The organism is Neobacillus sp. PS3-40 (assembly GCF_030915485.1).
Lineage (GTDB): Bacteria > Bacillota > Bacilli > Bacillales > Cytobacillaceae > JAUZPL01.
On the sequence record NZ_CP133266.1, the window covers coordinates 1,538,212 to 1,558,448 of the forward strand.

Genomic DNA, 20,237 nt, shown 5'->3' on the forward strand with positions numbered 1-20,237 from the left:
TGATAAGGGTGCCCAAGTAATAATTTGGGACACCCTTTTTTTATCTATTTAATAGAATCAACTAATTCTTTCACATCTAAAACTGTATCCAGAATATAGTCAGCTTCATGTTTTTCAAAGTCACTTCTTGCATCCCTGCCAGATAAACCAGTTAACACAGCAGCAAATTGGCAGCCCATCTTTCGAGCCGCAAGTAAATCTGCTAAAGAATCTCCGACAATTAATATTTCCTTACCATTTTCAATTGGTAATTTTCTTTGAATGCAATCCTTGACAGGAGAATTTTTACCAACTAATCCCAATAAATAGGTAAATGGGTGTGGCTTTGATAAAGAGATGTTTCCTGCAACTTCCTGTTGAGCCTTTAATACCTCATCGGCTGTTACAATATGGTTTTCATCAAAATATTGAAGCCAATCCAAATGTTGAAATGGTTGAATTGTTTCAAGCTCAGGACGGCCCGTCCCAATTCCAATAGAAATTCCCTTAGCCTTTAAAGACTCAAAGAATTGACTAATTTTCTCTGAAGGAGATAATGTCGTTTCGTTTGCTAAGAATCCCTTTTTACCAAGTTGCACAGATGGTCTGCCAGTCGAGGCCAATACATTCTCATCACCTACATACCATTCTTGTGAAACATGCTCACATATTGACCAAAGATTACTCTTTTCTTTAAAGATGGTTGTTTCTATACCCAACTTTTCTTTTGCTAGAACATCCAGATGGTTCATAAGACCTTGTTTTGTTTTTTCAGAACTCTGAAAATCAGGGATGAATGAATCAAAATCCATATGTACATTGTAATTGTTTAACACTTTTCCAATTTCGATTAACGTTTCTCTTTCGATTTCTTTGCTAAGCACCCTATTCAATAGTTCAAATTCACTATCTTTAATCTGTGTCAACAAGTGAATTAACTGATAACTAAATGTTAAATAAATCATATCCCAATTTGCATTAAGACCACATGATTTTAAAAACTTAAGTACTTTATCATTTTCAAAAACATGGGATCGAATCGTTGTAATTTCAGTTTCACTATAGTCTGTTTTGTATTCAACTGGTGATAATCCTAAGTAATTTTTACTAATCAACATTTCCCAAACAGTCAACCCAGAAGCATCAAAATAATGTTCTTCACTCAATAGTACACCATCAACATCAAATAAAATTGTCTTTATCATGTTCCGCTCCCCCAACTCCTAGCGTGCTTTTATACTTTAGTGTAACACGATATTGCAGAGAATTTTTATAAAGTTACTAAATTTACTTATTATCTTAGAATGAAATTTTAAAGATGGTTATTAATTTGGGCATCCCTCAAAATAGACAAGGCAGTGTGCTTCAAAGAATTATTTTATCTTTATTTTTCCCTTTTTACTGGTGAAAAGTTTTTCGATTGAATACCCAATTATAGTCCCTATTAGTCCCGTTAATAGACCATTGAATACAGGTGATTGAAAAAGAGGGAATGATTTCAAAATCTGAAAATGAAGGCCGAAAAACATCCCTAATCCTAAGCCATATAATGGACCAGTTAGCGAGGTCATTTTTTTCGGTTTTTTAATACCCTGTTCTTTCAAACCATTATTAATTTCGATTGCAGCGTTATATGCATGCCAAATATTATAAACATAAACAGATGGATAAAATAGACCATATTCGTAATTAACAACCGATCTAGCACGTTCAAACTGTCCTAAAAAAGAATAATAAATAGATAAGTTAAGATGAGAGAATATATTTAATGCTATTTCAAATAAAATTAGAATCAATCCAGTAATATAGTCCTTAATATAGAATTGCCCAAACCCGGGAATGAATACAGACCACAATGCAGCGGCCAATGGTGACCGATATGTACCTTTTGAATTTCCCAATCACACCAATCCTTAATTTAAAATGCAGCTAATAATCATATACATGTTTCTTTATTTTTTGATAAATTTCCAAATTTATACCATTTTCCAAAAAGACTCTTGATTTATTCAAATTGACAAGAAAGAACTAACACTCCAATTAACAGAGTGTCAAAATCAATGGTGCACTTTAACATAGTCAATGTAAAAAAGACGACTTAAAATTCAGCAATGAATTTTAGAGTCGTCTTTTTTAATGGCTGTTTTCGCATAGATTGTTATTTTTCGTACCTAGTCTAAAAACCCGAAATAACAATAGTATCGTGCTCTTTTCTTAAAAACTTCCTACTGTTTTCATCGGTAAACTGGAATCCCATTCTAATTTAGTTTCAACTAGCAACAAAGTTTAAGAAAAGAGCCTTTTTAATACAGCTATATATCCTTATTGAAAAAAAGAAAGTTTTTCAGTGCCCTCAAATAATATGGCTAGTTTTTTACTGTTATTTCGCAAATCGATGGTTCCCAATGGTTACCGTTACTTCACGAGAAAATATCCATTTGCTTACTGCCGTTCTTGGGTTATAGAAGAATAAAGATCCTTTACCTTGTCCCCCAAATGCTAATGCTTCATTTACTGCCGCTCTTGATGATGCATCGGGTGCATTATTGATAGACCCATTCTGAACAGGTGTAAAAGCAAAATAACCGTTCGATTTTTGATAAACTACTTCTTTTACTGTATTAGGGAAGTCTGGACTAGCTACTCTGTTTAAGATAACAGTAGCCACTGCAACCTTTCCTGCATATGGTTCGCCCTTTGCTTCTGCATTAACAAGATGTGCGATAAGATCTTTGTCTGCATCTGAAATAGAAGAACTAGGGATTACAATAGTATTTCCAGCATATAGAAGATTGCTAGTTGCATAATTTGTATTTTTTAAATTCGTCACTGGAACACCGAACTTACTTGCAATTTTCCAGTACGTATCACCTGTTTTTACTTGGTATGATGTTGTTGCAGCTTCAGAATGTATTGTCGAAGCACCAAATGAGATTGATAGTAATAACCCCGTTGCAAGTACTAGTTTTTTTATTTTATTCATAAATGCCTCCTAGTAGTTGTTTTGTTTGTCTCTACTACTAGGCTATCAGCTGTAACATACCGTTTCATTGACCAAAAAATGGTATTACATGAAAAAATGCTAAGATCCCTGCCCTTAAGCTATTAAACTACATACTGGAATTACCCACCAATCTACTTTTACTTCCTAATAAAAACATTATTACCAAATTAATGATCCATTATTACGTTATATTTCAGGAGTATCTCATCGTTGACCCATAACTCCGACCGTTTCAAATAAAAAGGGACATAACAGTGAAGTTATGCCTATTACCACTATTTATTTCTTCTTTCGAGAAGCCACGAATGCTGATGCCGACAATGCTAGCGCAACAATCGACAAAATTAGTGGGAATGAATTAGTTTTTCCTGAATTAGGTTTCACGTCGGTCTTTGTCTTATCTTTGGTTTGTGGCACAGCCTGTCCTTGCTGCTGGTCCCCAGCTGTAGAAACAACAATATCTGTTATAGAATGTGGCGATTCTGATCCTTCATCTCCGGTCCACTCAACCACACTACCATCTTTGTAATACTGATAAGCATCCCATGTAACCTTTTGTGCACTATTTGGGTTCTTAGCTACAAAAACAAACTGTTGAAATTGGCCTGGTAAGATCCCTTTATCGGTTGATTCGAATGTAATAGCTGAGACTTTTCCATCAGAATCCTTTTGGCTAGAAAAATTCCAACCTGCCACTGGCTGAAAGGAATCGAATTCTACCCCTGATGGCATTTTTAAGGTGAATTTGGTTGAAGCAACTTCTTTTTCAACCGGAACCTTAACCGTATACGTTTCCTCTTCTCCAGTCGCAGACGTTTTTGGATTAACTTCTACATGGGCACTTGCCACACTGCTAAATAAACCGAAAATTATCACTGTAGCAAAAGATATTTTTGTTATCATTTTTTTCATTTTAAAAACACCTCTAATTATTTATTGACTGCCTACAACACAAGTAAAATCGGTATCTAAGGCTTCCAATGATTTTGTTAAAACATGAACATGAACATTCCACTTACCGGTCATATTGAAATACATTCCTCGATCCTTAAAATGCCCCTCTGCCACTTTCGGAATGTTGACGGTATATTCTCCCATATCCATTCTTTGCGTAGAAAATGTTAGAGAGACCTGTTGGACTTCAGTCAATGGCTTTCCAGTTTTGTCTTTTAGGATGACATCAAATGTATTTTGTCCAATCACATTTGGGCCAACTTTAACCGTGACTGTATCTTTATTATTAAAACTTTTTGTTTCTTTAAAGGGTCCCAAGGAGGACGCGGCAGTTGGCAAATTTGTTAAAATGACAGCAAGCACAAGAACAATTACCCCTGTAGCTAACTCGCCCCATAAAGTACTACCCCATTTTTCCGCTCCACTCTTTCTTCCTTTTGAAGAATTCAGCCATGCAAAAACCAACATAATGAAGAAAAGAACTACCTTACCTATTAACACCCGCCCATAATTAGTATAAAAAAGCGCGTGAAACGTAGGAATATATGTCAAACTAAGATATACACCTGAAATAACTAAGAGGAAAACCAATACCTTTCCCCAAGTAGAAAATCGTCGGACAATCTGCTGATAAAGAAGTTTACCTTCTTCTTCCCGATTCAAGGGGAGTAAAACCACTAATGCTACCAAGCTTCCTATCCAAATTGAGACACTTAGTAAATGCAAAAAATCAAATTCAATATCAACAAGAAGATTATTTGTGGCAACTGCATGACTGGTAATTGCTTTTGCTAAAAATAAACAAGATCCTAAAACAAAAGAAGCCCACCATAAAAATAATTTTTCATTCCTTTTTATCGTTAGCAAAAGCAAGCTTAGTAATACAATCTGTGCAATCCAAACCTTCCCAGATAAAGTTTTGGTTGCTACATCACGTAATATTGAAAAATCAAAAGCATTTAGCCACGAAACATTTGCTTCAATAGTAGCTTGCAATGGCAAACTAAAAAGGATACTTACCCATAGAAAAAGAAAAGATAGATGGATTACACTTTTATACCGCTTTTCTATAGAAGTGCTCCGTAAACTTTCCCGTGGATAGATGGAAAGATAAAAAAATGTTAATCCAACAAAAATTGCACCACTTACATATTGAATTAAGCGTAGCAAAACTAAATCAAAATGTGGAACATATCCAGTTGTTTTTGACTTTAACAGTGCTTGATTCTTACTCCCAACACCAATCTGGAATGGGATCAATCCATCAATCGGATGGCCATCACCTGATACGACCCTCCATTTTATACTATAAATCCCCTTTGGCAGTCCTTTATGTAAATCGGACTCAAGGATTTTACCATTACTAGAATTAATATATCCCTTACCACTATTCACCTGGGTTCCCCTCATATCCAATACTTGAATGGAATAAAAGGTTGGTTGGATTATTTCATCAAATTCAATACTTACTTTGTTAGGTGATTTGTCTAAAGCCTGATTTTCAGAAGGAAATGACTTAACAATATAAGCATGGGCCGATGATAGTCCTGGAAAGGAAAATACAAGAATGGCAAGAGTCATGATTAAAAAGAATATTTTTCTGGAATAAAACACTTGTGATGCCCCCTGTGATAAATGAAATCCTAAAAAAGATTAGTGTTTCCTATAGTGAATTTCCACTATTCCCCTTCCAATCATAGTGAATAAAATTAACATTGACAATATTAATATGTAAATAACATATGATCTATTTTCATAAGCTTTAACATTTAACCATTAGTTTACCCATTTTTCTAGTTATGACAAATGAGTAGATCTTTATTTAAAAAGGCTGACTACAAATTTAATTGTAATCAGCCTTTGATCAATTTTGGTTAAGAGAGAAATTAGCTTGTAAACAAGTAAAACCCCATTGGGAGTTTTAATCCAAGATACAGTAAGGCAATGAGAGCAACTCCAAATAAAACCCAGAGTCCTAAATTACTCTTTCCTTTTTTACCAACTGATACTATCATTTCAAATAGTCCAATCATAACTAAACCGAGCAATGCTTTTAGGATGTAAAGAAAACTAATAGTATAGACTGATAAGAACAGCATTCCTCCAGTTACAATGATTAAAAGATACATGACACGCAGAACCATCTGTAAAACCTTGATGTTCTTACCTTTTTTCTGCATTGTAACAGCAATTAGAAATAGTATAATTGTTAGTACGATAGTTGTAATATGTGTATGAGTCAATTTTACTTACTCCTCCCTTTTTCATTTTTTTCTTTTAGGAATGGATGTCTTCTATATCTTCTTCCTTTTGTTGACGATTTTCTGAGTGCTTGTAAAAGTGTGATAATGGCACCACTCACCATCATGGTCATTCCTATTTGATGGCTTTCATAAATGATCTGTGCACCTGCAATTAATAAGCCCGTCCCAAAAAGAGCTAAAATGATTTTTCTATTTTGGAAAGCTTGGTGCTCGATTATGTTATTCTCAAATGCCTTAGAAGGTTTTATTCGTATTTCTCCTGATTCAAGTTGGTCGATAACCGTGAAAATTTTTCTAGATGCCGGAATTACCTTAAGAAAAATATTCTTTACCTGTTCAAGCACCGTTTCCTTTCCAGCACTTACCTCATCACTTTTCATCATCTCTTCAACATAAGGCTTTGTTATCGAAATAATATCAAAGTTATCATCTAATCCTTTACAAATACTAAAGACAGTCACAATTGCTTTACCTAAAAAGGTTGTTCTTGAAGGAATTTGAAATGGCTGCTGATACAAAAATTCACGTAATTCTTCAAGGAATCCATCTTTATTAAGGTTGTTAAAATTAAAACCGCCATCTAAAAAGTTGGCAAGAATGACTTTAACATTCTTCGTTAATAGAGATTTGTCTACTTTTTTTCTTAAAAAGCCCAGATCGTCAAAAGCTTCAACAATTCCACCAGCATCTTTCAAATAAATGGCTAAAGCAAGCTTGAACATACTTTCTTTCATTGGATCCGACACATACCCAACCATTCCAAAATCAATGTAAGCAATGGTGCCGTCTTTCTTTACTAATAAATTTCCAGGATGAGGATCTGCATGGAAGAAACCGTCCTCCATTATTTGTTTTAAGTAGGACAAAAACAGGATGGAAGCTAGCTTCTTTTTATTTACTCGTAACTCTTCAAGTTTATCAACCTCGTTGATTTTTACCCCTTCGATGTACTCCATTACTAGAATTTTACTAGTTGATAATTCCCCATAGACATTTGGAACAGATACACCCGGAAATCCAAGGAAATTCTCTCGAAACTTCTCAATATTCTTTGCTTCTTTGATGTAATCAAGTTCTTCTATTATGACTTCTTCAAATTCCTGATAAACTTCTCTTAAATCAACAAACTTCCCAATCTTTGTCCCACGACGAGCAAAAGCGATAAGTACCTTTAAGGTGGCCAAATCAAGAGATACTGTTTCTTCAATTCCAGGTCTCATCACTTTAACTGCTACATTTTCTCCATTTTTCAAAATGGCTTTATGTACTTGCCCTAATGAAGCAGCGGCTACTGGCTCCGGATTAATGGCTGTAAACACATCCTCAATTGTCCCGGAACCTTCTTCTTCAATTCTTTTCAATATAATTTCACTATTTACAGGAGCAACGGAGTCCTGTAGCTCAGAAAGGATGTCGGTGTATTCCTTCGGCAAAATATCCACTCTTGAGGAGATAAATTGGCCAAGCTTAATAATAAGTCCACCCATTTCCACCGCAACCGTGGTAAACTTTGATGCTTGAAATGAGTATATTGCACGATATTTGCTATCTACTTTTTCCTTATTAATAAACTTCTTTATTTTTCCGAGCCACCAGAACTGAACAAAAAATCCTAAAAACATGAAAAATACTTTACGAAATCTCTTGTTGAATAATAAGCGTGTCATTTCACGCATAGCGGGTCTCCTTATCTATCCTCTTCATCTTCATCTTCTTCATCAGAGTCCTTTGTTTTATCAAAAATCTCTTTTGCTATTTTCTCAAATCTTTTTGACTTGTAAAAAAAGAAATTAGCAAACTTGTTCATGATCTCTGATTTAACAAGAATAACCGTTCCCCTTTTGGCATCTCCAAAGACAACAAACTTTTCACCTGCTTTAATTCCTAACTCTTCTCTTGCCTCTGAAGGAATTACCACTTGCCCTCTTTCACCCATACTTGTAGTTCCAAAAATTTTTCCATGATTATTCATCATTATCACTCACCTCTTACTTGTATGATAAATCATACTTTTCATACAAACAACAACCTTCACACAATAGACATATGCCGATTATGTGAAGGTTGAATTTAGATGACTGTCTTTATATCGAATAAGATAAGTTCATTCTTAGAACCTATAGCATTACGAAGCATTTCTTCAAACTCAATAGTCGAATTTGGCCTCACTCCTTTTATCCCAAAACTGTTAGCTAGAAGAAGAAAATCTGGATTTGCAAAAGTAGTACCGAAGCTCTCTCCAAATTTCTGGTTCATCATCTCCACTTCAAGTTTTAATATTGAGTCATTTAAAACGATAATCACAAAAGAAAGACCTAATCGCTTTGCCGTCTCAAGTTCAGAGAAAGTCATTAATGCTCCTCCATCACCAGTAATACAAATAACGGTCTGATCAGGGCATGCAAATTTTGCACCAATCGCCCCAGGAATTGAAATCCCCATTGAAGCAAATCCATTTGACATTATTAACTGGTTAGCATTCCTTGGCTGGAACATTCGCGCAATCGATATTTTATGTGATCCCACATCAGAAACGATAATCGTCTGTTCGTTTGAAACTTTTTCAATTACATGTAGAATATTTTCTATCGTCAAAAAAGTATCCTTATTGGAGTTTTCTTCAATCAAATATGACATTTCGATTCTATCTTTTAATTTCCCTGAGGGCTTCCATCCCGTAGAAATAATTCCGTTAGAAATTAATAACGCTAGTGTTAGGCGGATGGACCCTACTAATTCAGCCTTCACTGGGTAATATTCATCAACTTCAGCAGGTGTTGCATCTATATGGATGATAGGAATTTTTTTTCGGTTCCACTCAGTTGGGAGCTTCTCTTCAAAATCAAGGCCTATCACAATGAGTAAATCAGCCTCATCAATTCCGCGTGTGACATAATCCTTATTAGTGAAACCAAACGTGAAATAGTTTTCTGGATGATCTGTAGGTAAAATTCCTTTTGCCATAAAACTAGTTGTTATAGGGCAACCAAGCTGATCAATAAAAGCCTGGACTTCCTTAACAGCACCGCCTCTTATTACCCCATTTCCTATGATTATAAAAGGATGAATACTTTGATCAATAAGCACCTTTGCTGACTTTAATGCTTCTATCGAAGGTACGCTTTCCGGAAGAACTGTTACTGGCAATGGTTTTGTCGTGACATTTTCATTAGCTACATTCTCTGGAATTTCAAGGACAACTGCCCCTGGCTTTTCTGTTAAGGCAACCCGAAAAGCTTTTCGAATGACTTCTGGAATCGTATTTGCACTCAAAATTTGATGTGACCATTTGGAAGCAGGTTCAAAAACCCTTGAGATGCCGATATATTGGTGGGCAGACTTATGTTGCATGTTCAAGACCTTTTGGCCGGTTAGGGCAATAACCGGGGAATGGTCTAAGTGAGCAGTCGCTATTCCTGTTAATAGATTGGTTGCACCTGGTCCAAGTGTAGCTAAGCAAACACCTGGTTTTCCGGTAAGTTTCCCGTAAACACCTGCCATGAATGCCGCCCCTTGTTCATGTCGGACCGGTACAAATTGAATTTGTTTTGATTTTGACAATGAATCAGCTAGATCAATCACTTCTTTTCCAATAATCCCAAATATATATTCCACACCTTCATTTTCTAGACAACTCACCAACACATCGGATGCTTTCATTTCGACCTCCAACTAAATTATTTACTGCCCTTATTCTTTACGAAACTTTTAAAACAAATAACATACTTCCCAAGAGTTGCAAATAAAATGAGGAATATAGCGTACTTTTTAAGGAGGGGAAAAATGGTTAATCAGGACTTTACTAACATGGATCCAAACAATCAAATGCTGATAACACCTGAAACATTTGCTGCTCCACAAGAATCATTAACTGAACAACTCTTTATTGAACGATCACTTACAGAAAACAAGTTTTGGTTGAGAATAATGAAGGAACATGCCTATTTTTTAGGAGAAGGCTTTAATAAAAAAGATACACAGCTAATTCAGCAAACAGACCGCTTTTATCACTTTTTTGAGCAACAGGAAAAAAGGGCATATCAGACTCCAAATGACGTTACCGCTGTTCGAAAATTAAATGAAGACACCATTCAATTAGTGTTTGGTTTCCGGAATTTCAAGCGAAATCTCCTCATTATGATTGTTAACTGTAAAGTAGCCGGGTTTAACTTCCCCCTTTTAGTGGACCATATTGCCCGGGAAGCTGAATATTTTATGAGGACGTTAAAGAAGTTTAACCAAGGAATACTCGACCCCATTCAAGATGCCATTATTAAAGAAAATGTATTTTGGTTAAAAATTATGATGGAGCATTCTCGGTTTATCGCTTCATTACTCGACCAGTCCGAACGAAATTTAGTTCATACCGCAAGTAAGTTTGGAGATGATTTTGAGGTTCTTCTCAACCAGGCAAGGGATGTAGAATCCATGCTTTATAAAAGAAGTCCAACATATCCAATTATCGGCAAGCTGAATAAAGATAGTGAAAACGCTACAGTTGAGTTAAGGAATTTTAAACAAGTAGGGTTAGATTTAATTAAGAGCTGCCAAATTCGCAGTGTCATCGATCCGTTGCTTGCTGACCATGTAGTACGGGAAGCAAATCACTTCCTTGCAATGATCCATGCATTGGATGAAAGGTTAAAAGTGAAAAAAGCAGAGGAACAAGCTAAATAGGAAGAAACCGGACGGTCTTTTTTGGCTAAACAGAATTTATATCCATAAATTCTGCTAGAACTACGCTTCTGTCATCGCCCTTAGGGGCTTGATAATCAGGGAGTTTTCTTTATACCCATTTCCATGTTATAAGGAAAGGAAACCTTCTCGTTATTCTGAAATTAAAAAAGAGACTGTCCGGATGGATAGTCTCTTCTTATTTTTTAAACATATTTTCCCTCTTTCGTCCGAGAAAGCACAAAAAGACTTAATGCAATAATGGTAAATGCAACAAATGCCATCATTGGAATCGTAATAAACCCGAGCCAATTAAGATAATCCTTTGCGCATGGAACTCCCGTCGTACACATTTCAAACTGTTCCAAATAAGGAATTTTCTGAAGCAAAGTATGGTAACCAGAAACGATCATTCCAATTATCGCTAGTGGACAGGCATATATGTAAATTCCTTTATCATTTCGATAAAAAGCAATACCAAGGATCACTGCTAAAGGGTACATTAAAATCCGCTGATACCAGCACAGAGTACAGGGAATGAAATGGCGTACCTCACTAAAATACAAACTACCAATGGTTGCAACGAGAGCAGCAACCCATGAAAGAAGCAATGATTTATTCATACTTCTACTCCTTTGCCTTTGCTGCTTTATCTACCATCTTCGTTAAATCATCAAGAGATTTTCCCTCAAATACCTTTCCATCAACATATAATGTTGGGGTACCCGTCACACCTAGTTTTTTCACTAAATCCATATCTCTTTGCCAAGCATCATCTGACTTTTTCTCATTGAAATTTCTAACCACTTTGGCAACATCTGAACTGCTTGCAACTTCTTTTAACGTGTCGGTTAGAAACTTTTCATCATAAATATCCATTTTTTCATATTTACTATCTTCTGGCTGCTTTTTATAAAGAAGATCGTGGAACTTCCAAAATGTCTTATTTCCTAGTTCCTGATACACCGATTCAGCAAATTTAGCTGCACGGGTTGAATCAGTATTAATAAAGGAATCGTTTAAAAAATATAATTTTGCCTTTCCAGTGTCGACTAAATCTTGCTGAATTAACGGGATTACATTCTCTGCGAAGTTTTTACAGTTTGGGCACTTGTAATCTCCAAATTCAATAATTGAAACTGGTGCTGTTTCCTCGCCAAGATATGGCTGGCTTGTATAATCAATCGTTTCTTTTGAATTTGAATTAGTATCTGATTTTTGATGGTTACCTAAAAAAAGAAAACCAATAATACAAACGGCAATAACACCAATGATCCAAAATACCAATTTTGAAGAAGCTAAATTAGAACTTTTTTTACTTTTTGACATGTTTTAACACCTCTTAAATTCTTCATTTATCTTATATTTTTATTCTTGGAAGTACGGGTTCAAATGAATTAATACTTCCTCAATATTAGTATACTTTTTCATTAGTGTAAATTTTATTTCTTTGGTTAGGTCATGTCCTTCTTTAATTGATTTATCATGGTCAATTGAAATTCTTACATCAACCATAATGTAATGTCCATGTTCTCTGGCACGAACTTTGTCAATCCTTTTAACTTCATCAAATTCAGATATCATCTTATTCAGATCATCAAGAACTTCACCATTAATATTACGTTCTAGCAGTACATTTATGGATTCTGTCAGTATTCTAATCGCCAATAGTAAAATCAATATCGCTACGATAATACTAGCAACTTTGTCACTAAAAAGCAGTACTGAGATATGCAGATGAAGCCCCGTCCAAAAAAGAACAACTCCTATAGCAGCTGTAAATGAAGCGGCAATATCGGCCTTATGGTCAAGTGCGATCCCTTCAATTGCCTTGCTGTGGAATTCATTTGCCTTTTTCAATGTGAACCGATATAAAAATTGTTTCATTCCAAAAGAAAAAATTGCAACATATAGAGTTAACATACTCGGTGACTCTAAAGGTTCAATTAAACCAACAATCCCCTCATAGCCTAAATAAAACGAGACAAGGATTAATAACACACCAACAATTCCCGACGATACGACCTCTGCCTTTCCATGTCCATATGGATGGTCTTCATCTGCTGGCTTATTAGAAATTTTTATAATAAACAGAGCGATGAATGAAGTAAAAACATCGGTCCCCGAGTGAATTCCGTCTGCAAATACAGCATTACTACTACCGTACCAACCAACTAGGATTTTCCCAATTGCTAATAAAGCGTTACTCCAAATGCTGATCAACAAGACCTTTTTTGATATTGATTCCCTCATCTGCAAAATTAAATCCCCCTAAAGAAAACTAGGCAATCGCCAAGCCTTAGCGCCGGCGATTGCCTAGTTGCACTTATGCGCTAGTAGAATTTATAGATATAAATTCTGATTAGCTAAGAAAAGCGCAAGCGCCATGAAAAAAGAAACATCGACTAAAAGGACCACCGCCATTCGTGATCATCGATGCCTATATGGTACTAAAATTATGAATAGCTGAAAACACCATTAAAATCGTACCAGAAACAGATTGGGTGAGTCTAGAGAAAAAAATTTGCCCGTTTTTATAAATGTTTCTTTCAGGAAACTATCTGGTATCATTCTTAACCACTACTTAATTTACCTCTAATGGTTCCAAAGTACTAAATTCACCTATATTCTCCTTCGCCCCCATTCACTATGATCACTATTTCACAATTTGTTCATTTTGCAGCCTAATACTTGTGATTTTCATCACACATTTGATAGTAGCAAAAGTTAAAATGAAGATATAACAAAGCAAATAAAAAGAGAGTTTAAATGGAGGAGATCTACATGGGTAAGATAGGGAAATTAGCGGTAACTATATTCACAAGTGCGCTTGTTTTAAGTGCATGTAACACTAGCAATGTATCCGTAAATAAGCAAAAGCCTGTTGAAACAAAATCTAGTTCGAATGCCACTTCACAAGTATTCGAACCCCATAAAAATGTTAACCAAAAACCAACTCCCCTTAAAATAAAAAGAATTGGTGAGCACGAAGTTACTATTGAGATGACTGCTCAAATCACAAATATTGAAATTTCTAAAGATGAATTCTATAAAGCATGGACGTTTAACGGCGAAGCCCCAGGTCCAGTAATCGTTGTCAATCAAGGCGATAAAATAAACTTTACATTAAAGAACATGGATCCTGCCATTCCCCACAGCATGGATATGCATGCTGTCCATGCTGCACCATCTAAAGATTTTATAAATGTAATGCCAAACAAAAGCGGCAGCTTCAGCTATTCTGCTGATAATGCTGGAGTATTCATGTATCACTGTGGTACAAAACCAGTGCTAATGCATATTGCAAATGGAATGCATGGTATGATCATCGTAAAACCAAAGGATGGTTATCCAACTGATTCTCAGGTAGATCGTGAATATGTTGTTATCCAAAATGAATGGTATAAATACAATGATTTAGATGATATGACAAATGACAAACCAAAATATGTTGTTTTGTCTACAAAAGCTTTAAAAGAGGGCGAATTGAATACAAATGGAACTGTTGGTTCTTTAGTTGATCATCCACTTCTTGCTAAAGTGGGGGATAAGGTACGACTTTATGTCTTAAATGTTGGCCCAAATGAAACAAGTAGCTTTCATGTTGTTGGTACTTTGTTTGATGATGTGTATATAGACGGAAATCCATTCAACCATATGAAAGGACTTCAAACTGTATTACTCCCAGCAAGTGGTGGCGCCGTTGTTGAATTAACGGTTACAAAAGAAGGAAGTTATCCAATCGTAAACCATCAATTTAATGATGCGACTAAAGGAGCTAATGGAGTATTGAAAGTCACAAAGGATGGTAAAGACGACGGAAGCATGGTAATGTCACATTAATCAAGAAAAGTGACCACGAGGAGCTAGGATACTTGTGCTCGACAATTCTCAACGTTCAATAAAAAAATGTTGATATCATAAAAATAAGGCTGGTCCATATATTTGGATCAGCCTTGCCATTTAAAATTGGAAGCAAAGATAGCTAAGTGACCCTAAATCATAGCTTCTATGGATAACTTTCGGTTCCTCCAAGCCGTTGCTGCTCCCCATCGCAATAAATAATGGAACAAAGTGTTCTGGTCTTGGAACAGCAAGCTTTGCATGGGGAGCTAATTTATCATAATCAAAAAGACTAACCAAATCCCTTTTTTTGATTTTATCGACTAACCAATCGTCAAAATCCATTGCCCATTGCTCAGGCTCCGTTTGTCCCCATTTGATAACCCGCAAATTGTGCACGGTAACGCCGCTTCCGATTACTAGAATGTCCTGCCCACCTAAATCCTTTACTATCCTTCCCAATTGAAATTGCTGTTCAGGGTTTAGGAATGGATTAATCGATACTTGGACAACCGGAATAGTAGCTTGCGGATACATTTTATATAATAACGTCCACGAGCCGTGGTCAAGACCCCTATTAGAATCTAATTCAGCTTGTATTCCAGCTTGTTGAAATTGATCTTGGATCATTGTGGCAATCTTTACTGAACCTTTTGCTGGATAGTTGATTTCATATAGTTCATTCGGAAACCCATGAAAATCATAAATAGTATCATATGTTTCATTAATAGAGGAAATAGTTACATTTTCTTTTTCCCAATGTGCTGTAAAAATAACAATGGCTTTAGGCTTTATTTGTTTTCCTAGCTTCTCCAGAAACCTTGTATAATCCGTTTCTTCTAATGCGAGCATCGGTGAACCATGAGCTAAAAATAATGATGGAACCATTTATTTTCCCCTCCTAATTTCAATTACTTTATGTAAGTTACTTTAAATAAGTAATTAATGTATGTCAAGTATGTAAATATTGATTCGTCATTATTTTATTAAAACTCATGATGAGATATAATAAATGTACAGAGGTGATGGAAATGAGTCAAACTACATTGTGCCCTAAATTTGAAAAAGCCATGAAATTAATCAGCCAAAGATGGTCCGGCTTAATTATTTACCAACTTTTATTTGGCCCCCAAAGATTTTGCACCATTGAGTCATCACTCCCCATTAGTGGAAGACTTCTTTCCGAACGGCTAAAAGACCTTGAGCATGAGGGAATTGTAAAACGAGATGTGTATCCGGAAACACCGGTTCGAATTGAATATTCTTTAACAGACAAAGGAAAAGCACTTGAGACTGTTATCGGGGGAATAGAGAAATGGTCACAGGAGTGGGTAACACTTGAGGGCTGATAAATCGAGTAGGCATTTGGCCTGCTCATAATTTTATGTTTTTTTAAAAATTATTGTTAGGTGGTAATCAACTAATTCATACAAGAATTTTAATAATATCCTTATTCTAACAATACCTAAGTAGTTTTTTAAGTAATTTATTACAATTTTGTAAGATATAAAAGATAAATTTTTCTAAGGAGTATGGAACATGACAGTAAATACAAAATTCATCGGATATATTGGGACTTACACGAAAGGTAGTAGTAAAGGGATATACACATTTACTCTTGATACACAGAAAATGAAAATATCAGATGTTATTGTGGCAGCATGTTTAGATAATCCAACTTACTTAAACGTCAGTGAAGATAATCGTTATCTTTATTCTGTCGTAAAAGAAGGAGAATTCGGTGGTGTCGCTGCCTTTTCAATTAACGACCAGTCAAAGGAACTTACACCCCTTAATTCACAACTGTTGGCAGGGTCACCTCCATGCCATGTTAGCATGGATCGTAATAACCATTTTTTATTCAGTACTAATTATCATAAAGGAACAGTTGAATCCTATTCAATAAATCAGGAGAACGGAACTATAAATCCTCCATTATCCATTATCCAACACGAGGGTACTGGACCAGATCCAAGACAGGAAAAGCCACATACCCATTTTGCTGGAATTACCCCAGATGGGAAATACCTTGCAGTTGTGGAATTAGGTAGTGATCAATTAATTACATATAAAATTAGTGATGATGGAAAATTAAGTGAAGTTAGAAGATTAGCCACCCATCCTGGAAGTGGTCCAAGGCATTTAGCCTTCCATCCAAATAAAAAATTCGCTTATATTATGACAGAGTTCAGTTCCGAGGTTATTGCTTTACACTATAGTGCAGAAGATGGCAGCTTTACGGAACTCCAATATGTCACAACCCTTCCAGACAGTTTCAAGGAAAATAATCAAGGCAGTGCCATTCATCTTTCAACTGACGGGCGTTTTGTTTATGCTGGAAACCGTGGACATAATAGTATTGCTGTATTTCAGGTAAACGGAGAAACAGGAGAGCTTCAATTTGTAGAGCGTGTTTCAACAGAAGGAGATTGGCCAAGGGATTTTGAAATTGATCCATCAGGGAAATTCCTCGTAGCATCAAATCAAGAATCCAGCAATCTTGTCCTGTATTCAAGAGACACCGAAACAGGAAAACTTACACTGTTACAATCCGATGTCTTAGTACCCGATCCGGTTTGTGTAAAGTTTCTGCATAGCTAAAAAGGCAGGATAAGCGATTAATAGCTGCTTATCCTGCCTCTCTTTTTTAATACCATTCTTTATTTAGACGATACCTTAAACCGAGAAACTCTACCTTGTAATTCTTCAGATAATTGCACCAAATGGTCTGCCGTTATATCCATTATGAAAACCTATATTTCTTTATAACCGAATTCAATTCTTCGCTTAATCCACTTAGACCATCAGCAGACACACTAACATTTAGAACAGCTTTTACCTGTTCATCAACCGAAGCTGACACTTCTTCTGATGCAGCTGCTGTTTGCTGAGAAATAGCAGAGATATTTTGAATATGATCCATGATGATATTATTTTCCTCTGTTATCGAAATAAGTTCCGCATTTAATTTTTCAACTGCCTCAGTCGTCAAGGTAACGGCTTTCCCAATTTCGACTAGTTCTAGTTCTGTGTTAGTAACTGATTCATTTAATTGTTTAGACAGGGTTGAAGTTTCCGACATATATAAAACCGTGTTCTCTGTTTCCTTTTCAATCCCAGCAATCATACCTTGAATCGTTTTCGTAGCTTCATTCGACTCTTCGGCAAGCTTTCTTACTTCTTCAGCAACAACTGCAAAACCTTTCCCGTACTCACCAGCCCTTGCAGCTTCAATACTTGCATTTAATGCCAACAGATTTGTCTGTTGTGTAATATGTTGGATCGTTTCCGTAATATGGGAGATATCTTTTACTTTTATATAAAGATTCGTTATTCCTATACTTATTTTATCAATAGCCTTTTCACTTTCACTATTTGACATCTTAAGAATAGAAACCATTTCCTCACCGCGGAAGGTAGCTTTCTTAGAAATATCCGTAATTTCCTTGATTGAATTGCTTTCGATATTCATTCTCTTTATGGATTCTGTTAACATTTCCATTCGTTTGCTCGTTTTTTCGATATCTTCCGATTGCACAACAGTGCTACTAGAGATTTCAATCATTGCACTTCCGATTTCCTCGCTACTAGCTGTTGTTTCCTCAGAGATCGCTGCTAAATCTGAGGAAGATATCATCATTTTCGAACTAGTTTCTTGTAATTTAGTCATTAACCCTTTTAGCTCTTTTGACATCAAGTTAAAAGAAGCTCCTAACTGTCCAATTTCATCGTTTGACACAGGTAATTGAGGCAGATTTAATTCTCCACCAGCAATTTTTAGTGAAGCATTGGAGACTTCACCCAATAGTTTTATTTTTCTTTTCGACATGAAATAAAAGAGTAATAAACTAGCAATTGTAATTCCAATTGAAATGAAAGTTATTAATAATTTAATCGTTTGTAAAGAAGCATAAAATTCTTCAGTGTTTACTCCGATTCCGATATTCCAGCCCCACGGCTCGTAATAAACCTCATAGGAAATTTTCTCTTTTTCCTTTTTCTCCCCTGGGTTTTTCCACATATAAGTATAATAGTGCCCATCTAAGCTTTTTGAGTGTGCTGCTTTTATAATCTCCCGTATAACGGATTCTCCGCTACTATTCTTTAAGTTGTATTTATTTTCCCCAAGATGTATAGTAGGGTGCATTTCGACTATTCCTTTTTCATCATAAGCAAAAAGATAGCCTGATTTTTTATACAAGAAAGATGATTTGGAAAAATCGTAGCCTCGTTCCTCACCTTGCCCTACCTTTGGCCCTAGAAAAGTTTTACGGGCCTGGTTTTGCGCTTCTTCTAAAGTGATATTTCCCAATTCTACTTGTTTATTCAATAAATCTAATGTGGGTATGGCTGCATTAGTAAGATGTTGTAAATCCAATTTTCCACTATTCACTAACTCTTTTTTAGCAAAAGTATAGCTAAGCACCCCAATCGTACTACTAATTACGATTAAAATAGAAGCTATTGTTAGTAATAGCTTAAAGGATATGGAATTCATAGATGACTTTCTCATTAAATTACTAATCTCCCTTTTTGTTGACTATGTTAAAACACTCTTTTGAACTATTATCAAAAAAGAATTAAACAAAGCCTTTAGTTAGAAAATGATAAACTTATTTATTTAATAATCGGTCAATGATGTTAATTAGTTCACCAATTTCCGGTTTACTTACCTGTGCATTTGCCCCGACATTTTGCCCTTTATGACGGAGATCCTCCGTAATAAGGGAAGAAAAGATAACAACAGGAAGTTTAGATAATACTGGATGTTCCTTCACTTGTTTGGTTAAAAATAATCCATCCATTATTGGCATTTCAATATCAGTGATAATAAGATCGACTATTTTTTCTAATTCAGCTTCCTCTTTAATCGAATACTCCAAATAATCCAAAGCATCTTTCCCATTTTCAAAGAAATCCACTTTTTGAAAGCCTGCTTCTGTTAACGTATCTGAGAGCAATTTTCGCAGTAAAGCTGAATCCTCTGCTACAACAATTTTAAAATTCGACCGATCACGCTTTTCAACATGTTTTAATCGATCATTGTTAATCCCTGTTGCGGGGTTAATATCTACCACAATTTTTTCAAAATCCAAAAGCAAAATCATATCGTTTTCTTTACGGACTACACCAATAATTTGGCTTTCAAGGCTTTGATACAAATTAGTTGGCTTTTCGATATCCCCCCAAGAAATGCGATGAATTTTATCTACCCCATGAACATGAAAAACGATCTTCTGTTTATTAAATTCAGTAACTATGTATTTATCAAGTGCTGGTTGTTCGGATTCTGGATATCCTAAAACCTTTGCCATGTTAACGACTGGTAGAATTTCTCCCCTTATTTCGATAATACCCTCAATATTTTTATGAGAATGAGGAATTGTTACAACTGGAATAGGATTAATGATTTCTCTTACCTTAATCACATTAATTCCAAATTTATTATTTGCAACATTAAATTCCACGATTTCTAGTTCATTTGTTCCACTTTCTAATAAAACCCCTTTAGCTTCCAT

The 20,237-nt window shown here is 35.5% G+C and carries 19 protein-coding genes; 4 read left to right on the forward strand and 15 right to left on the reverse strand.

The window, feature by feature from the left end:
- Positions 1-44 precede the first annotated feature (44 nt).
- The 9 genes from RCG20_RS07850 to RCG20_RS07890 all read right to left on the reverse strand — a co-directional run bounded on the left by RCG20_RS07850 (position 45) and on the right by RCG20_RS07890 (position 9,861).
- The gene (locus RCG20_RS07850) at positions 45-1,184 is read right to left on the reverse strand and encodes an HAD family hydrolase (RefSeq protein WP_308183654.1); all 1,140 of its coding nucleotides are present in this window, start codon (positions 1,182-1,184) and stop codon (positions 45-47) included.
- 168 nt (positions 1,185-1,352) lie between these two features.
- The gene (locus RCG20_RS07855) at positions 1,353-1,880 is read right to left on the reverse strand and encodes a hypothetical protein (protein WP_308183655.1); all 528 of its coding nucleotides are present in this window, start codon (positions 1,878-1,880) and stop codon (positions 1,353-1,355) included.
- A 479-nt stretch (positions 1,881-2,359) separates the two neighbouring features.
- Positions 2,360-2,962 (reverse strand): cell wall hydrolase, encoded by a 603-nt coding sequence (locus RCG20_RS07860; RefSeq protein ID WP_308183656.1) that lies wholly within the window; start codon positions 2,960-2,962, stop codon positions 2,360-2,362.
- A gap of 300 nt (positions 2,963-3,262) precedes the next feature.
- A complete protein-coding gene (locus RCG20_RS07865; RefSeq protein WP_374120518.1) occupies positions 3,263-3,895 on the reverse strand; it encodes a YcnI family copper-binding membrane protein in 633 nt (210 codons plus the stop codon).
- Between the two features lie 21 nt (positions 3,896-3,916).
- Positions 3,917-5,551 carry a copper resistance protein CopC gene (locus RCG20_RS07870; RefSeq protein ID WP_308183657.1) on the reverse strand — a complete coding sequence of 545 codons (1,635 nt, stop codon included), beginning with the start codon at positions 5,549-5,551 and terminating at the stop codon, positions 3,917-3,919.
- 272 nt (positions 5,552-5,823) lie between these two features.
- Complete coding sequence (locus tag RCG20_RS07875) at positions 5,824-6,180, reverse strand: YisL family protein (protein WP_308183658.1); 357 nt, start codon at positions 6,178-6,180, stop codon at positions 5,824-5,826.
- A 2-nt stretch (positions 6,181-6,182) separates the two neighbouring features.
- Positions 6,183-7,877 carry an ABC1 kinase family protein gene (locus tag RCG20_RS07880; protein ID WP_308183659.1) on the reverse strand — a complete coding sequence of 565 codons (1,695 nt, stop codon included), beginning with the start codon at positions 7,875-7,877 and terminating at the stop codon, positions 6,183-6,185.
- An 11-nt stretch (positions 7,878-7,888) separates the two neighbouring features.
- On the reverse strand, positions 7,889-8,176 hold the full coding sequence (locus tag RCG20_RS07885; protein WP_308183660.1) for an AbrB/MazE/SpoVT family DNA-binding domain-containing protein: 288 nt from the start codon (positions 8,174-8,176) through the stop codon (positions 7,889-7,891).
- A gap of 95 nt (positions 8,177-8,271) precedes the next feature.
- The gene (locus RCG20_RS07890; protein ID WP_308183661.1) at positions 8,272-9,861 is read right to left on the reverse strand and encodes an acetolactate synthase large subunit; all 1,590 of its coding nucleotides are present in this window, start codon (positions 9,859-9,861) and stop codon (positions 8,272-8,274) included.
- A 123-nt stretch (positions 9,862-9,984) separates the two neighbouring features.
- On the opposite strand from RCG20_RS07890, the gene RCG20_RS07895 reads away from it, so the two are divergent.
- Positions 9,985-10,878, forward strand: coding sequence for a DUF2935 domain-containing protein (locus RCG20_RS07895; RefSeq protein ID WP_308183662.1), 894 nt, complete (start codon positions 9,985-9,987; stop codon positions 10,876-10,878).
- A gap of 203 nt (positions 10,879-11,081) precedes the next feature.
- Here the strand turns inward: RCG20_RS07895 and RCG20_RS07900 are convergent, their stop codons facing one another.
- Genes RCG20_RS07900 through RCG20_RS07910 form a run of 3 tightly spaced genes read right to left on the reverse strand, consistent with a single transcriptional unit; the run spans position 11,082 to position 13,128 of the window.
- A complete protein-coding gene (locus RCG20_RS07900) occupies positions 11,082-11,498 on the reverse strand; it encodes a disulfide oxidoreductase (RefSeq protein WP_308183663.1) in 417 nt (138 codons plus the stop codon).
- A gap of 4 nt (positions 11,499-11,502) precedes the next feature.
- Positions 11,503-12,204: a DsbA family protein gene (locus RCG20_RS07905; RefSeq protein WP_308183664.1), complete on the reverse strand. Its 702-nt coding sequence runs from the start codon at positions 12,202-12,204 to the stop codon at positions 11,503-11,505.
- Between the two features lie 39 nt (positions 12,205-12,243).
- Positions 12,244-13,128, reverse strand: coding sequence for a cation diffusion facilitator family transporter (locus RCG20_RS07910; RefSeq protein ID WP_308184307.1), 885 nt, complete (start codon positions 13,126-13,128; stop codon positions 12,244-12,246).
- Positions 13,129-13,659: 531 nt separating this feature from the next.
- On the opposite strand from RCG20_RS07910, the gene RCG20_RS07915 reads away from it, so the two are divergent.
- Entirely contained in the window at positions 13,660-14,718 is a 1,059-nt protein-coding gene (locus RCG20_RS07915; RefSeq protein WP_308183665.1) for a multicopper oxidase domain-containing protein, read from the forward strand.
- Between the two features lie 120 nt (positions 14,719-14,838).
- On the opposite strand, the gene RCG20_RS07920 is transcribed toward RCG20_RS07915, so the two are convergent.
- Entirely contained in the window at positions 14,839-15,606 is a 768-nt protein-coding gene (locus RCG20_RS07920) for a DODA-type extradiol aromatic ring-opening family dioxygenase (protein WP_308183666.1), read from the reverse strand.
- 143 nt (positions 15,607-15,749) lie between these two features.
- Between RCG20_RS07920 and RCG20_RS07925 the strand changes: the two genes are divergently transcribed.
- Together RCG20_RS07925 and RCG20_RS07930 are read left to right on the forward strand one after the other, a co-directional pair.
- A complete protein-coding gene (locus tag RCG20_RS07925; RefSeq protein WP_308183667.1) occupies positions 15,750-16,067 on the forward strand; it encodes a winged helix-turn-helix transcriptional regulator in 318 nt (105 codons plus the stop codon).
- Between the two features lie 190 nt (positions 16,068-16,257).
- Entirely contained in the window at positions 16,258-17,319 is a 1,062-nt protein-coding gene (locus RCG20_RS07930) for a lactonase family protein (protein ID WP_308183668.1), read from the forward strand.
- Positions 17,320-17,461: 142 nt separating this feature from the next.
- Here RCG20_RS07930 and RCG20_RS07935 read toward each other — a convergent pair whose 3' ends face one another.
- Entirely contained in the window at positions 17,462-19,231 is a 1,770-nt protein-coding gene (locus tag RCG20_RS07935) for a methyl-accepting chemotaxis protein (RefSeq protein WP_308183669.1), read from the reverse strand.
- Positions 19,232-19,331: 100 nt separating this feature from the next.
- A complete protein-coding gene (locus RCG20_RS07940; protein ID WP_308183670.1) occupies positions 19,332-20,237 on the reverse strand; it encodes a chemotaxis protein in 906 nt (301 codons plus the stop codon).

Bases quoted from the DNA above. Each gene is read 5' to 3' on its own strand.
- RCG20_RS07850 (WP_308183654.1), bottom strand. From the start codon at position 1,184: ATGATAAAGACAATTTTATTTGATGTTGATGGTGTACTATTGAGTGAA.
- RCG20_RS07860 (WP_308183656.1), bottom strand. From the start codon at position 2,962: ATGAATAAAATAAAAAAACTAGTACTTGCAACGGGGTTATTACTATCA.
- RCG20_RS07865 (WP_374120518.1), bottom strand. From the start codon at position 3,895: ATGAAAAAAATGATAACAAAAATATCTTTTGCTACAGTGATAATTTTC.
- RCG20_RS07880 (WP_308183659.1), bottom strand. From the start codon at position 7,877: ATGCGTGAAATGACACGCTTATTATTCAACAAGAGATTTCGTAAAGTA.
- RCG20_RS07885 (WP_308183660.1), bottom strand. From the start codon at position 8,176: ATGATGAATAATCATGGAAAAATTTTTGGAACTACAAGTATGGGTGAA.
- RCG20_RS07890 (WP_308183661.1), bottom strand. From the start codon at position 9,861: ATGAAAGCATCCGATGTGTTGGTGAGTTGTCTAGAAAATGAAGGTGTG.
- RCG20_RS07895 (WP_308183662.1), top strand. From the start codon at position 9,985: ATGGTTAATCAGGACTTTACTAACATGGATCCAAACAATCAAATGCTG.
- RCG20_RS07900 (WP_308183663.1), bottom strand. From the start codon at position 11,498: ATGAATAAATCATTGCTTCTTTCATGGGTTGCTGCTCTCGTTGCAACC.
- RCG20_RS07905 (WP_308183664.1), bottom strand. From the start codon at position 12,204: ATGTCAAAAAGTAAAAAAAGTTCTAATTTAGCTTCTTCAAAATTGGTA.
- RCG20_RS07910 (WP_308184307.1), bottom strand. From the start codon at position 13,128: ATGAGGGAATCAATATCAAAAAAGGTCTTGTTGATCAGCATTTGGAGT.
- RCG20_RS07915 (WP_308183665.1), top strand. From the start codon at position 13,660: ATGGGTAAGATAGGGAAATTAGCGGTAACTATATTCACAAGTGCGCTT.
- RCG20_RS07920 (WP_308183666.1), bottom strand. From the start codon at position 15,606: ATGGTTCCATCATTATTTTTAGCTCATGGTTCACCGATGCTCGCATTA.
- RCG20_RS07925 (WP_308183667.1), top strand. From the start codon at position 15,750: ATGAGTCAAACTACATTGTGCCCTAAATTTGAAAAAGCCATGAAATTA.
- RCG20_RS07930 (WP_308183668.1), top strand. From the start codon at position 16,258: ATGACAGTAAATACAAAATTCATCGGATATATTGGGACTTACACGAAA.
- RCG20_RS07935 (WP_308183669.1), bottom strand. From the start codon at position 19,231: ATGAGAAAGTCATCTATGAATTCCATATCCTTTAAGCTATTACTAACA.
- RCG20_RS07940 (WP_308183670.1), bottom strand. From the start codon at position 20,237: ATGGAAGCTAAAGGGGTTTTATTAGAAAGTGGAACAAATGAACTAGAA.